Origin of the sequence: Pseudomonas sp. MS19, from assembly GCF_013277615.1 — a bacterium.
In the GTDB taxonomy this organism is placed as follows: domain Bacteria; phylum Pseudomonadota; class Gammaproteobacteria; order Pseudomonadales; family Pseudomonadaceae; genus Aquipseudomonas; species Aquipseudomonas marincola.
On sequence record NZ_VBTO01000012.1, the window covers coordinates 1 to 14,593 of the forward strand.

General features: G+C 55.9%; 14 protein-coding genes. 9 read left to right on the plus strand and 5 right to left on the minus strand.

Annotation, left to right across the window (positions count from 1 at the left end; all coding sequences use genetic code 11):
* Nucleotides 1–57 precede the first annotated feature (57 nt).
* Nucleotides 58–426 carry a glutaredoxin domain-containing protein gene (locus FEZ62_RS12505; RefSeq protein ID WP_069899818.1) on the minus strand — a complete coding sequence of 123 codons (369 nt, stop codon included), beginning with the start codon at nucleotides 424–426 and terminating at the stop codon, nucleotides 58–60.
* Nucleotides 427–614: 188 nt separating this feature from the next.
* On the opposite strand from FEZ62_RS12505, the gene FEZ62_RS12510 reads away from it, so the two are divergent.
* A complete protein-coding gene (locus FEZ62_RS12510) occupies nucleotides 615–851 on the plus strand; it encodes a DUF3820 family protein (protein WP_069899817.1) in 237 nt (78 codons plus the stop codon).
* Nucleotides 852–873: 22 nt separating this feature from the next.
* Here the strand turns inward: FEZ62_RS12510 and FEZ62_RS12515 are convergent, their stop codons facing one another.
* A complete protein-coding gene (locus tag FEZ62_RS12515) occupies nucleotides 874–1,173 on the minus strand; it encodes a PilZ domain-containing protein (RefSeq protein ID WP_069899816.1) in 300 nt (99 codons plus the stop codon).
* Between the two features lie 228 nt (nucleotides 1,174–1,401).
* Between FEZ62_RS12515 and rssB the strand changes: the two genes are divergently transcribed.
* Both rssB and rssC read left to right on the plus strand, forming a co-directional pair.
* The gene (rssB, locus tag FEZ62_RS12520) at nucleotides 1,402–2,586 is read left to right on the plus strand and encodes a two-component system response regulator RssB (protein ID WP_172927885.1); all 1,185 of its coding nucleotides are present in this window, start codon (nucleotides 1,402–1,404) and stop codon (nucleotides 2,584–2,586) included.
* A gap of 8 nt (nucleotides 2,587–2,594) precedes the next feature.
* On the plus strand, nucleotides 2,595–3,077 hold the full coding sequence (gene rssC, locus FEZ62_RS12525) for an anti-sigma factor antagonist RssC (RefSeq protein ID WP_090511776.1): 483 nt from the start codon (nucleotides 2,595–2,597) through the stop codon (nucleotides 3,075–3,077).
* A 47-nt stretch (nucleotides 3,078–3,124) separates the two neighbouring features.
* Here rssC and tal read toward each other — a convergent pair whose 3' ends face one another.
* Both tal and dusA read right to left on the minus strand, forming a co-directional pair.
* Nucleotides 3,125–4,045, minus strand: a complete 921-nt coding sequence (tal, locus tag FEZ62_RS12530; RefSeq protein WP_172927886.1) for a transaldolase — start codon at nucleotides 4,043–4,045, stop codon at nucleotides 3,125–3,127.
* 54 nt (nucleotides 4,046–4,099) lie between these two features.
* Nucleotides 4,100–5,113 carry a tRNA dihydrouridine(20/20a) synthase DusA gene (gene dusA / locus FEZ62_RS12535; RefSeq protein ID WP_172927888.1) on the minus strand — a complete coding sequence of 338 codons (1,014 nt, stop codon included), beginning with the start codon at nucleotides 5,111–5,113 and terminating at the stop codon, nucleotides 4,100–4,102.
* A 657-nt stretch (nucleotides 5,114–5,770) separates the two neighbouring features.
* Between dusA and FEZ62_RS12540 the strand changes: the two genes are divergently transcribed.
* From FEZ62_RS12540 to FEZ62_RS12565, 6 genes are all read left to right on the plus strand, one after another.
* Complete coding sequence (locus FEZ62_RS12540) at nucleotides 5,771–6,583, plus strand: formate/nitrite transporter family protein (RefSeq protein ID WP_172927890.1); 813 nt, start codon at nucleotides 5,771–5,773, stop codon at nucleotides 6,581–6,583.
* Nucleotides 6,584–6,632: 49 nt separating this feature from the next.
* Entirely contained in the window at nucleotides 6,633–8,360 is a 1,728-nt protein-coding gene (locus tag FEZ62_RS12545) for a bifunctional protein-serine/threonine kinase/phosphatase (protein WP_172927892.1), read from the plus strand.
* A gap of 382 nt (nucleotides 8,361–8,742) precedes the next feature.
* Nucleotides 8,743–11,304 (plus strand): nitrite reductase large subunit NirB, encoded by a 2,562-nt coding sequence (gene nirB / locus FEZ62_RS12550; RefSeq protein ID WP_172927894.1) that lies wholly within the window; start codon nucleotides 8,743–8,745, stop codon nucleotides 11,302–11,304.
* Nucleotides 11,304–11,696, plus strand: a complete 393-nt coding sequence (gene nirD / locus FEZ62_RS12555) for a nitrite reductase small subunit NirD (RefSeq protein ID WP_172927896.1) — start codon at nucleotides 11,304–11,306, stop codon at nucleotides 11,694–11,696. The genes nirB and nirD overlap by 1 nt, the downstream gene beginning before the upstream one ends.
* A 275-nt stretch (nucleotides 11,697–11,971) precedes the next feature.
* Nucleotides 11,972–13,180 carry a zinc metallochaperone GTPase ZigA gene (gene zigA / locus FEZ62_RS12560; RefSeq protein WP_172927898.1) on the plus strand — a complete coding sequence of 403 codons (1,209 nt, stop codon included), beginning with the start codon at nucleotides 11,972–11,974 and terminating at the stop codon, nucleotides 13,178–13,180.
* Nucleotides 13,180–13,824 carry a DUF1826 domain-containing protein gene (locus FEZ62_RS12565; RefSeq protein ID WP_172927900.1) on the plus strand — a complete coding sequence of 215 codons (645 nt, stop codon included), beginning with the start codon at nucleotides 13,180–13,182 and terminating at the stop codon, nucleotides 13,822–13,824. Before zigA ends, FEZ62_RS12565 begins: the two co-directional genes overlap by 1 nt.
* 113 nt (nucleotides 13,825–13,937) lie before the next feature.
* Here FEZ62_RS12565 and FEZ62_RS12570 read toward each other — a convergent pair whose 3' ends face one another.
* A complete protein-coding gene (locus FEZ62_RS12570; protein WP_172927902.1) occupies nucleotides 13,938–14,486 on the minus strand; it encodes a cysteine hydrolase family protein in 549 nt (182 codons plus the stop codon).
* Between the last annotated feature and the right edge of the window lie 107 nt (nucleotides 14,487–14,593).

Sequence of the window (14,593 nt, forward strand, 5' to 3'; positions counted from 1 at the left end):
ACCTATTTCAGGACTAGACAGCGATCTGGCGACCTGAGTCGCCGTGAGGGTTATTGCTCAGGCAGCAAAGCGCTCTTCAAGGTAGGCATTGATGGCTTTGGATTCGTACAGCCATTTGCTCTCGCCATTCTCTTCAATGCGCAGGCACGGCACCTGAATCTTGCCGCCTTGTTCGAGCAGCGCCTGACGGTCTTGCTCGTTGTTTTTGGCATCGCGCAGCACAACAGGCACGTTGAGTTTGTGCAGGGTGCGGCGGGTTTTAACGCAGAAAGGGCAAGCCTTGAACTGATAAAGGGCAAGATTGGCGGCGCTTTGCTCGACTGCAGCCTGAGCTTGCGGGGTGCGTTTCATCTTGCGCGGACGGGTAATAAAGTCGAGAAAGATGATGATTTGGCCGAGGCCATTTCTGAGGGCTTTGATAAGCATTGCCGTTTAAAACCTGCGTTGAGTCTAACAAGGTGCGCAGCTTACCGGAGTTTTAATGGCTTGGCCTGCGCAACTTCACGAGCGGCAATCTCTGTATGCATCAGGTCAGCCATGCCAGCCTTTGGCTTGCGAGCGTGGCTGCGCGGGCTTAACCTTCGCCGCCAAGCCCAAATCTTCAAAGTGTGCCCATGAAACCTGAAGACCTGTTGTTACTGGTGACCCGCGAAATGCCTTATGGCAAGTACAAGGGCCGGTTATTCGCCGACTTGCCTGGCCATTACCTGAACTGGTTTGCCCGCGAAGGGTTTCCGAAGAACGAGACGGGGCGATTGCTTGAGCTGATGCAGGAGATTGATCACAACGGTTTGTCTGGCTTGCTCGATCCCTTGCGTAGCGGCCCGCGCAAGAACTATCGCCAAAGCTGATTTGTTACGCGTTGTATCGGACTCAGATCATCCGGATGACCGAGACACCGACCAGTCTGGTGCCGGCAGGCAGTTCGTTGACACGCACAACCTCGGCCTCTGCCTGTAGATCTTCGAAGCTGTCCAGCCCGGAGGCAATGTGCACCAACACGCGGTCGCCCAAGGCTAATGCGCATTCGGTTTCGAGTTGCATGCCGGAGCTTGAGAGGTCGCGGCAAACGGCCGGGAACTCGTTATCGTTGAACACAAGGGTGGCGTTCGAGTTGAGGCGCATACGCAGGAAATCGCGCTTTTCGGTAAAATTACGTTCATCCTGAGACATAGGGCTATCCTCAAAGATAAGCTCGACTTGTTTGCAGTTGTTATAGCCTCCAGCTATTTGAGGTGTAAAGTCATATTCAGTGGATCTTTTGCGGATCGTCACACCCTTGAATCAGGAATCGGATGGGAGTACCGTCTGCGCCTTAATACGAACTGATAGCTCGCCTGAAAGGGTTGGTGATCAGTGTTTACGCCAACCCATCTCCGGCGTAGTTTGCCTGGATATCCCATGCACAAAACCAGTGCCACGCTGCTGATTATTGATGACGACGAAGTAGTGCGCGCAAGCCTTGCGGCCTACTTGGAAGACAGCGGCTTTAACGTTTTGCAAGCCAGCAACGGTCTACAAGGTCTGGAAGTATTCCAGCGTGAGAACCCCGATCTGGTGATATGCGATCTACGTATGCCCCAAGTCGATGGACTTGAGCTGATCCGGCGCATCAATGCGCTTGAGGTCGAGGCTCCGGTCATCGTGGTTTCGGGTGCCGGTGTGATGGGCGATGTGGTCGAAGCGCTGCGCCTCGGTGCGGTGGATTACCTGATCAAGCCGTTGGAAGATCTGGCTGTTCTTGAACACTCGATTCGCCGTGCGCTGGATCGAGTTTATCTGCGCCTGGAAAACAAACGCTACGGCGAGCAACTCGAGGTTGCCAACCGTGAGCTGCAGGCCAGCTTGCACCTGTTGCAGGAAGACCAGAATGCCGGGCGCCAGGTGCAGATGAACATGCTGCCGGAAACACCCTGGCAGGTTGCAGATTTGCAGTTCTCACACAGAATCATCCCGTCGCTGTATCTGTCGGGTGATTTCGTCGACTACTTTCGTGTTGATGAGCACCGTGTGGCATTCTATCTGGCTGACGTGTCTGGCCATGGCGCATCTTCGGCGTTCATCACCGTATTGCTCAAGTTCATGACCACGCGCCTGCTCTTCGAGTCGAAGCGCAATGGCACGTTGCCGAAGTTCAAACCGTCTGAAGTGCTTGGGCACATCAATCGCGGGCTCATCAATTGCAGGCTGGGCAAGCATGTGACCATGCTTGGCGGCGTGATTGATGAACAAACCAATCGCCTGACGTACAGCATTGGCGGGCATTTGCCGCTGCCGGTGATGTACAGCAATGGTGATGCACAATATCTGCAGGGGCGTGGCTTGCCGGTCGGTCTGTTTGATGAGGCCGAATATTCGGATCACGAGATCGAGTTGCCGCAATCGTTCAGCCTGACGCTGTTGTCCGACGGCATTCTCGATTTGTTGCCGGGCGACACTCTGCAGGAAAAAGAAACCCAACTGCCTCAGCTAGTTAGCTCGGCAGGCGGCTCTTTAGAGGGGTTGAGCACAGCTTTGGGGCTGGCCAACCTCGCTGATATGCCGGATGATATCGCATTGATGGTGTTATGCAGGAACCTTGCATGAATCCTGGGATCGGTCCCGGAAGAATCCAATTCGCTGAACTTGACGGCACATTTGTTCTTAAGTTCGTGGGAGAAGTGCGCCTGACGCTCTGTTCCGCGCTGGACTCGACCATTGAAAAAATCTTCACGGCGCTCAATTTTTCCGCGATCGTCATTGATCTGACGGAAACGCGCAGCATCGACAGCACCACCTTGGGCTTGCTGGCGAAGCTGTCGATCTTGTCGCGGCAGAAGATCGGCCTGTTGCCCACGGTCGTCACCACGCACGCGGACATCACACGATTGCTGCAATCGATGGGTTTCGATCAGGTGTTCAACATCGTCGACCAGCCGGTGCCGTGTCCGCAGGCATTAGACGATTTGCCGTCACAGGATCAGTCGGAAGAAGTGGTGCGGGCTAAAGTGCTGGAAGCGCACCGGATTCTGATGGGCCTTAACGAGTCCAATCGTGAAGCCTTCCATGACCTGGTCAATGCGCTTGAGCATTCCTGAGTCTTGAAATTACAGCATGACGGGGCGCTTAAGCGCCCCGTTTGCGTTTAGCTGATCAGCAGTTTCTCGAGCTTTTCCTGATCGCGGGCGAACTGGCGAATGCCTTCGGCAAGCTTTTCAGTTGCCATCGGGTCTTCATTCATTGCCCAGCGGAATTGGCTCTGGTTGAGGCTCTGACGGGCTTCACCTTGTGCATTGACGTCGAGCTTGCGCTCAAGCTTGCCGTTGTCGTCAGCCAGCGATTGCAGCAGTTCAGGGCTGATGGTCAGGCGATCGCAACCGGCCAGTTGCTCGATCTGGCTGAGATTGCGGAAGCTCGCACCCATCACAACAGTCTTGTAGCCGTTGGCCTTGTAGTACTTGTAAATCCGGCTTACCGACTGCACGCCAGGATCTGCCGCGCCCACGTAATCGCAGCCTTCGGCTTTCTTGTACCAGTCGTAAATCCGCCCCACAAAAGGCGAGATCAAAAAGACCCCGGCATCCGCGCACGCTTGCGCCTGAGCAAAGGAGAACAGCAGCGTCAGGTTGGTCTGAATACCGTCTTTTTCAAGCTGCTCGGCAGCGCGAATCCCTTCCCACGTCGAAGCGATCTTGATCAGTACGCGCTCGCGACCAATACCGGCCTGCTGATACAGATCAATCAGGCGATGAGCTCGCTCAAGCGTGGCCTCGGTGTCGAAAGACAGGCGCGCATCGACTTCGGTCGAAATACGGCCCGGAATAACCTTGAGAATTTCTTGGCCAACCGCCACACCAAAGCGGTCGCAAGCCATGCCCAGATCACCGTTGCTGGCGGTTACGGCATGCTTGAGCAATTCGCTATAGCGCGGCATGGCGGCTGCTTTAAGCAGCAGGGAAGGGTTGGTGGTCGCGTCTACCGGCTTTAACCGGATAATCGCGTCGAGATCGCCGGTGTCGGCGACCACGGTAGTGAACTGCTTGAGTTGATCCAGCTTGGAAGTCATGACAGTGCCTTGTCGTTGCAGATGCCATGACATTACCCGAGGGCGATTGCCGGCTCAATGTCCTTCGAGCAAAAGAGCCGCCTGATCAAACAGTTCCATGGGATTAGGGGCCTTGTGAATGTCCACCGAAAGCAATTGGCGGAAGCGCCGCGCACCCTTGAAACCTTGCGCCAAACCGAGCATATGACGAGTCACGTGGTGCATGGCCGCGCGCTCTTCCTGCAAATGCTGCTCGATATAGCTGCGCATGCTCAGCATCGCTTCATAGCGGCTGAGCACCGGCTTGTCGCAACCAAACAACTGTTGATCGACCTGCGCCAGTAAATAAGGGTTGTGGTAAGCCTCGCGGCCGAGCATCACGCCATCGAAGGTTTCGAGGTGGGTCTTGCAGTCCTCAAGGGTCTTGATGCCGCCATTGAGAATGATCTCAAGGTCCGGGAAGTCCTGCTTGATTTGCGCCGCCACTTCATAACGCAGCGGCGGGACTTCGCGGTTCTCTTTCGGCGACAAACCCGAAAGAATCGCGATACGCGCATGCACAGTGAAACTCTCGCAACCCGCATCGCGTACCGTGCCAACAAAGTCGCTCAGCTCTGCATAGCTGTCACGCCCATCAATGCCGATGCGATGCTTGACCGTGACCGGAATGCTCACCGCATCGCGCATCGCCTTCACGCAATCAGCCACCAGTGCCGGATGCGCCATCAGGCAGGCGCCGATCATATTATTCTGCACCCGATCGCTCGGGCAGCCGACATTCAGATTCACCTCGTCATAACCCGCCGCCTCGGCCAGCTTGGCGCAAGCTGCCAAATCGGCAGGCGTGCTGCCGCCCAACTGCAACGCCAACGGATACTCCGCCTCGTCATGGCGCAAAAACCGCGCCGTATCGCCATGCAGCAACGCCCCGGTGGTGACCATTTCGGTATACAGCAGCGCATTGCGCGAAAGCTGGCGCAAGAAGAACCGGCAATGACGGTCTGTCCAGTCCATCATGGGTGCAACGCTAAAGCGACGGGACAGGGCAGGCGGCGTGGTTACTAGGGTTGAGGCTGGTTCTGCGGGCATTTGAGTCGTCTGATTCTGTGGGGTTTTGGTCTGTGTGTGATCGTTTTCTCGTTCCTTGTACGACTTTTTAGCACCGCAACAAGGGCGTGTAGCACGGGGCGGTTTAAGTAACGATCACATCAAGGCTGCGAAAAGGCGGCGATGTTAGGTGTACCGCGCAAGTCTGGATAAACAGCACCAGCCAGTATTCTATCAAGAAAGCCAAATCCATGACCGTAAAATCCCGGCACAACAATGGCTCAAGCAACATACGTCAGCGCTAGCCTCATCAGTCGCGGCTCAGGGTGGGGCGTCTCTCCGGTTGTGTGCGCTGTTTTGGTTCCGAATGTCGCGTAAGCCGCTGTGAACATTACTTAGCCGCTCTCTGCCAACAGCCCGCGAAGTCCCCGCTAGCGCGATGTCAGCGCAGATTCAGGGTGTTTGGCGCGCTACTTGCTAATCATCGGTGACACCATCGTAATCACGCGAGTGGCAGCCAATGATCAACGGCGATCAGGCAGCACAAAAAAACCACTGCTGATTGCGATAAGTTGGGGCCATTGCGCCTGGTGTAACGCACAACCAACTAGGCAAAGAATTAACAGGCAAAGGCGCCTGGAGCTGAAAGGCTTCAGGCGTTTTTTTTTGCGTTGCGATACTGACACTTGGGGAAAATACATGTCCTATCTAGCTCCTGCTGAGTTCGTCACCAAGATGGTGGATTCCGGCGAATCGAAAATTTTCATGTCCACTCGCGACACCTTGATCCGCGCCTTTATGGCGGGTGCGATCCTGGCGCTGGCTGCCGTGTTTGCGATTAGTATCACCGTGCAAACAGGTATGCCGCTGGTGGGCGCTATGTTGTTCCCGGTGGGTTTTGTGATGCTCTACCTGATGGGCTTTGATCTGCTCACCGGGGTGTTTGTACTGACGCCATTGGCACTGCTGGACCGGCGCCCAGGTGTGACGGTGAACGGTGTGTTGCGTAACTGGGGATTGGTATTTCTCGGTAATTTTGGCGGCGCATTGACGGTGGCGGTGATGATGGCTTTCGTCTTTACCTATGGCTTCGATGCGAGTCCGGGTGTTATCGGTGAGAAGATCTCGCACATCGGTGAAGCGCGTACGTTGGGCTATGCCGAGTACGGTCTGGCGGGCTGGATGACTATTTTCTTGCGCGGCATGCTGTGCAACTGGATGGTTTCGATGGGCGTGGTTGGCGCGATGATTTCGACCACCGTCAGCGGTAAGACCATCGCCATGTGGATGCCGATCATGCTGTTTTTCTACATGGGGTTTGAGCACTCCGTGGTGAACATGTTCCTGTTCCCTTCGGCGATGATCATGGGCGGTAATTTCTCGGTCATGGACTACATGCTCTGGAACGAGATCCCGACTGCATTGGGTAATCTGGTGGGCGGTTTAGCCTTCACCGGCCTGACGCTCTACACCACCCATGTGAAGACGGCGCCGAAGCGTACGTTCAGCTAAATGCAATCACGGTCCGGCAGCTAATCTGTCGGGCCGTGTCAGGAGCGACATGGCCAGCCAGCTCAAGGTGACCGTAGGGCAGCACTCCGACAAGGGGCGCAAGGCTGCCAATCAGGACTTTCATGGGGTTTATATCCCGCAGGAACCGCAGCTTACGGCCAAAGGTATCGCCATTGCCTTGGCTGATGGCATAAGCAGTAGCGCGGTGAGCCACATTGCCAGTGAATCGGCGGTGGGCAGTTTTCTTGGCGATTATTTCTGCACCTCTGATGCGTGGTCAGTGAAGAAGTCCGCGCAGCGGGTGTTGATGGCGACCAACTCGTGGTTGTACGCACAAACCCGTCAGAGCCAGTTCCGTTATGACCTCGACCGTGGCTACGTCTGCACGCTCAGCGCGATGGTTATCAAGTCGACGACCGCGCACATTTTCCATGCGGGCGACACGCGAATCTACCGATTACGCGATGGCCATTTGGAGCAATTGACCGAAGACCATCGGCTTTGGGTATCGCAAGAAAAAAGCTATCTGAGCCGTGCGATGGGTATCAATACTCACCTTGAGCTCGATTACCGTACGTTTCAGGTGGAGCAGGGCGACTGCTTTTTGTTTGCCACCGACGGCGTTTACGAGTTCGCCAGCGATTCGCGCATGGTTGAGTTGATTACGACGCAGAATACTGACCTTGATGGCGCCGCCCGGGCGATTGTCGAACATGCCTATGCACAAGGCAGTGATGACAATCTCACCGTGCAGATTGTTCGAGTCGACAGCTTGCCGCTGAACGAGGCGAGTGAGTTGCAGCAGCAAGTTGCTGAACTGGCATTCGCCCCGTTACTGCATCCCCGGATGGAGTTTGAAGGCTTTCGCATAATTCGCGAATTGCACGCCAGCAGCCGCAGTCATCTTTACCTGGCTGAGGATATCGACAGCGGCGCGCAGGTGGCGTTGAAAATTCCATCGGTAGACCTGCAGCATGATTTACAGCATCTGGAGCGTTTGCTGAGCGAGGAGTGGGTCGCGAGGCGTATCGACAGCCCGCATGTGCTCAAAGCGCCCGTGCCAACCCGTAAACGCAACTTTCTCTACAGCGTTAGTGAATACATTGAGGGGCAGACGTTGCGTCAGTGGATTATCGACCATCCGCAAGCGCCGCTGGAGAAAGTACGCAGTATGGCCGAGCAGATTGGCAAAGGCTTGCAAGCATTCCATCGCCTGGAAATGCTCCATCAGGACTTGCGCCCCGACAACATCATGATTGATGCCAGCGGTACGTTGAAACTGATCGATTTTGGTTCTGCGCAAGTCGCCGGCTTGGTTGAAATCACCGCGCCATTTGCGCGCAACCAACTGCTGGGCACCGCGCAATACACCGCACCTGAATATTTTCTGGGTGAGCCGGGCTCGCCACGCTCCGATCAATTCTCGCTGGCGGTCATCATTTACCAAATGCTCAGCGGGCGCTTGCCGTATGGCGCTGAAGTGGCCAAGTGCAAAAGCCGTACAGCGCAGAATCGTCTGGTCTATCAGCCGTTGCGTGACAACGACCGCGAGCTCCCCGTGTGGATTGATGATGTGCTGCGAAAGGCGCTGCAACCCGATCCGTTAAAGCGTTATGCCGCGCTCTCGGAGTTTATTTTCGAGCTGCGTCAGCCCAATCAGTCGCTGCTCAATAAGTACCGCCCACCGCTGCTTGAACGAAATCCCCTGATGTTCTGGAAGGGGCTTTCCGCGATTCTGGGCGCCGTGATTATCTGGCTGTTAAGCACTGGCTCTTAACACCCTGAACATTCGAGTGCAAAGCGCTGGGGTTTGGCATCAGCGCGGTGCAGTTTTCATTAAAGGCGCACCAATTGAGTTCCAAACCCGTTCTGCGGATGACTGCTGTGTTGGCCATATGCGCAGCGCAGACGCTCAAACCAGCCATTTGAACTATCTGGCATAGGCCTTGCTAATACTCAATAAGTGCTCTCTCTTTTGAGGGCAGCCCAATCGGTCAATGGCGATCGAGCGTTCTGTAAAGAACAAGGGCGCAGACGGTGAACTCGGCATGGCGGCCGCAGTAACACCGCAAACGAACAGGCAATGGCGCCTGGGACCGTGAGGTTCCAGGCGCCTTTTTTTTGCTTTTGAAAATGTGATCAGCTCGAACGGGTGCTCTATGAACTCCACTGTCGCAACCTCAAATAATCTGCCAGCGCTGATCGTTATCGGCAATGGCATGGTCGGTCACCACTGCGTAGAGCAGCTGATTGAGCGCGGCGCGTTGGCTCAGTACCAGATTCAGGTATTCAGCGAAGAGCCGCTGCGCGCATACGACCGGGTGCACCTCTCCGAGTACTTTGGCGGGCGTGACGCCGAGTCATTGGCACTCAGCGGCGCTGAACTGTATCAACAGCCGGGCGTTACGTTGCATCTGGGGATTCCCGTGCTGGAGATTGATCGCGAGCGCTGTGAGGTGATCACTGCCCAAGGCTGTTTTAGCTTCGACAAGTTGGTGCTTGCGACAGGCTCTTACCCGTTCGTGCCGCCTATTGAAGGTGCTGAAGGACATTCGCGCTTGGTGTATCGCACACTGGCGGATCTCGACACTATTCGCTTGGCGGCCAAGCAGGCGACTCGTGGGGTAGTGGTTGGTGGCGGATTGCTGGGTTTAGAGGCAGCCAATGCGCTGAAGTCGCTGGGCCTCGAAGCGCACGTTGTCGAGTTCGCGCCACGTTTGATGCCGGTGCAACTGGATGATCACGGCGGCTTAGCACTGAAAGCTCAAATAGAATCGCTGGGCGTCAGCGTGCATTTGTCGCGGGCTACCCAGTCAATCAGCGCCGGTCGTGAATTCCGCTATCGCATGAACTTCAGCGGTGATGATTTCCTCGAAACCGACCTGATTGTCTTCTCTGCTGGTATTCGTCCGCAGGATGCATTGGCCCGGCAATGCAATCTGGAGCTTGGGCCTCGCGGTGGGGTGGCGATCGACAGCCAGTGCCGCACTAACGATCCGGACATTTATGCCATTGGTGAGTGCGCCGCCTGGAACGGCGGAGTGTACGGCTTGGTCGCGCCCGGCTATCAAATGGCCCGTGCGGTTGCCGCACAATTATGCGGTGAAGACAGCGAGCCATTCATGGGCGCCGACATCTCGACCAAGCTTAAATTGCTTGGCGTCGACGTCGGTTCTATCGGCGATGCACACGGCGCCACTGCCGGTTCACGTAGCTATCGTTTCATCGACGAAGCCACTGCCAGCTATCGCCGCTTAGTGGTTTCGGCTGATGGCAAACACGCCATCGGCGCAGTGCTGGTGGGTGACAACAGCTATTACGACACCCTGTTGCAGTACGTACAAAACGACATCAAATTACCGGCAGATCCGTCTTGCCTGATCTTGCCGCAAGGTGAAGGCGCGCCGGCATTAGGGGCTGATGCATTACCCGCGACCGCTACCATTTGCTCGTGCCATAACGTCAGCAAAGCGGCTGTGTGTGCAGCGATCGATGGCGGTTGCAGCGACCTTGCCGGTCTTAAATCATGCACCAAGGCTGCAACGGGTTGTGGCGGTTGTTCGGCACTGCTCAAGCAGGTCTTTGAACATGAGCTGACTGCGCGCGGCGTAGTGGTCGACAAAAGCTTGTGTGAGCATTTCGCCTATACCCGCCAAGAGCTGTACGCGATTGTGCGGGTCGAGGGCATTGAAAGCTTTGAAGAGCTGCTGGCCAAGCATGGCAAGGGTCATCTCGGTTGCGACATCTGCAAACCCGCGGTGGGCTCAGTGCTGGCATCCTGCTGGAACCGCTCGATCACCGATCCGTCGCTGGTGCCGTTGCAAGACACTAATGACACCTTCATGGCCAACATGCAGAAGAACGGCACCTACTCGGTGGTGCCGCGCATTCCAGGGGGTGAAATTACCCCTGATGGGCTCATCGCCATTGGCGCTGTGGCGAAAAAATACGACCTCTACACCAAGATCACTGGCGGCCAGCGTATCGATCTGTTCGGTGCGCAGCTACACGAGCTGCCCGATATCTGGAGTGAGCTGATTGCTGCAGGCTTCGAGACAGGGCACGCCTACGGCAAATCGCTGCGTACGGTGAAGTCGTGTGTTGGCAGTAATTGGTGCCGCTACGGCGTGCAAGACAGTGTCGGCATGGCGCTGCGCCTTGAAGATCGCTACAAAGGTTTGCGCTCACCGCACAAGATCAAGCTTGCGGTTTCGGGTTGTACCCGCGAATGCGCGGAAGCGCAAAGCAAAGACGTCGGCGTGATTGCCACTGAGAACGGCTGGAACCTCTACGTCAGTGGTAATGGCGGTATGCGTCCACGGCATGCCGAGCTGTTTGCGACAGATCTGGATGACGCCACGCTCATCCGTTACATCGATCGCTTCTTGATGTTCTACGTGCAGACTGCCGACCGCCTGCAGCGCACCTCGGTGTGGCGCGAGTCGCTGGAGGGCGGGCTGGATTATCTCAAGGCCGTGATTATCGATGACAGCCTGGGGCTTGCTGCTGAACTGGAAGCGCAGATGCAATTAGTCGTCGACCGTTATGAGTGCGAGTGGAAAAACGCCCTCAACGACCCCGAGAAACTCAAACGCTTCCGGACTTTCGTCAACGACAAACGCAGCGATCCGGACATCCACTTCGTTAAAGAACGCCAGCAACGCCGGCCAGTACGCGACGCCGAACTTTCCCTGATCCCGTTATATGAGGAGGTGGTTTGATGAGCCCATCAAGTGCAACCCTGCTTGAGCCACAACAGACCCTGCAATGGCAATCGCTGTGCAGCCGTGCTGATCTGGTCGCCAACTCTGGTGTGGTGGCATGGGTTGATGGCGCCCAAATTGCGCTGATCTACCTGCCCAGCGAGGAGAGCGGTAAACAGCTTTACGCCATTGATAATCGCGACCCCAAGTCAGGCGCTAACGTAATAGGTCGCGGAATCGTCGGCAATTTGGCCGGTGATCTGGTGATCGCGGCGCCGCTCTACAAACAACATTTTCGCTTAGAAGATGGCACGTGCCTGGAATACCCAGAGCAACAACTGCGCACATGGCCGGTGCGGTTGCAGGGCGAGCGTGTAGAAATCGCGGTCAGTGAACAGGACGCGTTATGAGCTCGCATTGCCGGTCTGTGGGTGATTAGCGAAAGCAACTGATTGGGACTGCCGAGATCCCTTCCAAATAAAGGGCGATGGTGATGCGTTCATCCCCATCGCCCCAATATTTTCGTGTTGGGGATCTGCTATTTTATGGATTTGCGTATTGTTATGTTATAACGTGATTATGCATTTGGCGGCTGAATGTCACGCTCTCATACACCAAGCGCACCTGACCCGCTCGCACAACCACCCACCGATGCAGCAAACCGAATACTGATGGAGTTCAAAACATGAAAAACCGCCTTCCTGTCACCGTGTTGTCCGGCTTTCTCGGGGCAGGAAAAAGCACGTTGCTCAACGCCATTTTGAAGAATCGACAGAATTTGAAGGTGGCGGTAATCGTCAACGACATGAGCGAAATCAATATTGATGGCAGCGAGGTTCAGCGCGATGTCAGTCTCAATCGCTCTGAAGAAAAATTGGTTGAAATGAGCAACGGTTGTATCTGCTGCACCTTGCGTGAAGACCTGCTGGAAGAAGTAGGGCGGCTCGCCCGTGATGGCCGCTTTGACTACTTGCTGATTGAGTCCACCGGTATTTCTGAGCCGCTTCCAGTGGCGGAAACCTTTACTTTTCGCGGTGAAGATGGCCTGAGCCTGGCTGATCTAGCGCGTCTGGATACCATGGTCACGGTGGTCGACGGGGTTAACTTTCTGCGGGACTTTCATGAGGCTGAGAGCCTTGCCAGCCGCGGTGAAACCCTTGGCGACGAGGACGAGCGTTCGATCACCGATCTGCTGATCGAGCAGGTCGAGTTTGCCGATGTGCTGTTGGTGAGCAAGGCAGACTTGATCAGCAGTCATGAACGCGATGAGTTGATGGCTATTCTGCGGGGGCTCAATACCCATGCCGAAATCGTGCCGATGGTGATGGGTGCAGTGCCGCTGGAAAAAATCCTCAACACGGGGCGCTTTGACTTTGAACGTGCCGCACAGGCGCCGGGTTGGCTCAAGGAACTGCGCGGCGAGCATGTGCCGGAAACTCAGGAGTACGGCATCGCCTCTGTTGCGTATCGGGCGCGCCGCCCGCTGCATCCTCAGCGCTTTTTCAACTTCATTAACCGTGAATGGACCAATGGCCGCCTGCTTCGCTCCAAGGGTTTTTTCTGGTTGGCGAGCAAGTACCGCGAGGCCGGCAGTTGGTCGCAGGCGGGTGGGTTGATGCGCCATGGTTTTGCTGGGCGCTGGTGGCGCTTTGTGCCGCAAGATCAATGGCCGCAGGATGAGCAAGGCTTACAAATAATTAAGAAGCACTGGCAGGAAGAGGTCGGCGACTGTCGTCAGGAATTGGTCTTTATCGGCCAGAACATCGACTTCACGCGGCTGACCGCTGAACTGGATGCCTGCTTGCTGGATGATCAGGAAATGGCTCAGGGTGCGGCTGCCTGGCAAGCACTACCAGACCCATTCGGCCCATGGACCGAGCAGGAAGTTGCCTGATGCTGGCTCTGAATATCAAACACGCTGTGCAACAGGTTACTGGCGAACGTGCAGATGTTTTGGCGCAGGTGCTCAGAGAGCAAGTTAATCTGGCCGTTTGGGAGCGGCAGTTACCGGCTCACATCACCGATTTCGCAGCAAATGTCGTCGCCCATGACCGAACCTTAGCTGAATCGGTCACGCTCGATCTGAGTGGTGCAGACACGCAACCCGACCTAGCAGCTTTGCTCGCGCGATACAGTCATTTGCCCGGCCATGAGGCTTTGCTCGGTGATGTGCGCTGGCTGGTCAGTGCGTTTGTCTGCCTGGTCGACGCAAAGCGCATTGGCTTGCGCATGCGGGTATTGGACAAAGCCATGTGCCCGCGTTTTCACGTCGACCATGTGCCGCTCAGGCTGATTACTTGTTACGCGGGGCCGGGCAGTGAATGGTTGTCAGAGGATGCAATGGACCGCCGATTGCTCGGCCAGCCAGGTGCTGAGCCAACGGATGACGGGTTGATCAATCGCGCTCAAGCGGGCCATGTGTTACTGGCCAAGGGAGAGCGTTGGGTGGGCAATGAGGGGCAGGGGTTGATCCACCGCTCACCGCTGACTTCTAACGGTGTGCCCCGGCTGTTACTGACGCTGGACTGGCTGGCGTGAGTGAACATTCCGATTGCGCGAGGGGCATACGTCGATAATCAGGCAGTTGGTATGATCCGTTTGCAGGGGCATTCAGCGCCCCTGCAAACGGATCATGCAGCGAGTGTTAGGGTTCAGCCCTTGAGGTATTCAGCACTGTTAACCACGTTCGCATAGGCGAACGCCAGACCTGCCATGAACGCGGCGTGTACGTCTGGGGCCGGTACTTTACGGCCTGCAAATTCCAGATCGAGGGTGGTGCAGGCATCTTCTACAACTGTCACCGGGTAACCAAAGTCAGCTGCCGCACGCACGGTGGCGTCGATGCACATGTGGCTCATTGCGCCGACCACTGTGAGCATATCGATGGCGTGCGCCTGCAGGATCGACTTGAGTTCGGTTTCGCGAAATGAGTTGGGGAAATTTTTGACAATCACCGGCTCATCATCCTGCGCCGCCATTGCTTCGATGAACTGAACCGCTGGCGTGTTTTTAGTGAACAGCGGGGCATCAGGCTCAGCCGATTCATGCCTGATGTTAATGATCAGATCACCGGCTTTACGCGCCTTGGTTACGACCGCAAGTGCAGTGCTGATGGTTTGCTCGATGCGGTGCAAAGGCAGGTTGCCGGTTGGCAGGTATTCGTTTTGCAGGTCGACGACAATAACTGCGTGCTTGCTCATGCTTCACTCCAGCGATATTGAATGGATGACGGTTCCATTCTCACGGGGATGCGCTAGAGTATCGAGTGGCCATATCGACATAATTCGGGTAAAAAACGACACATGAC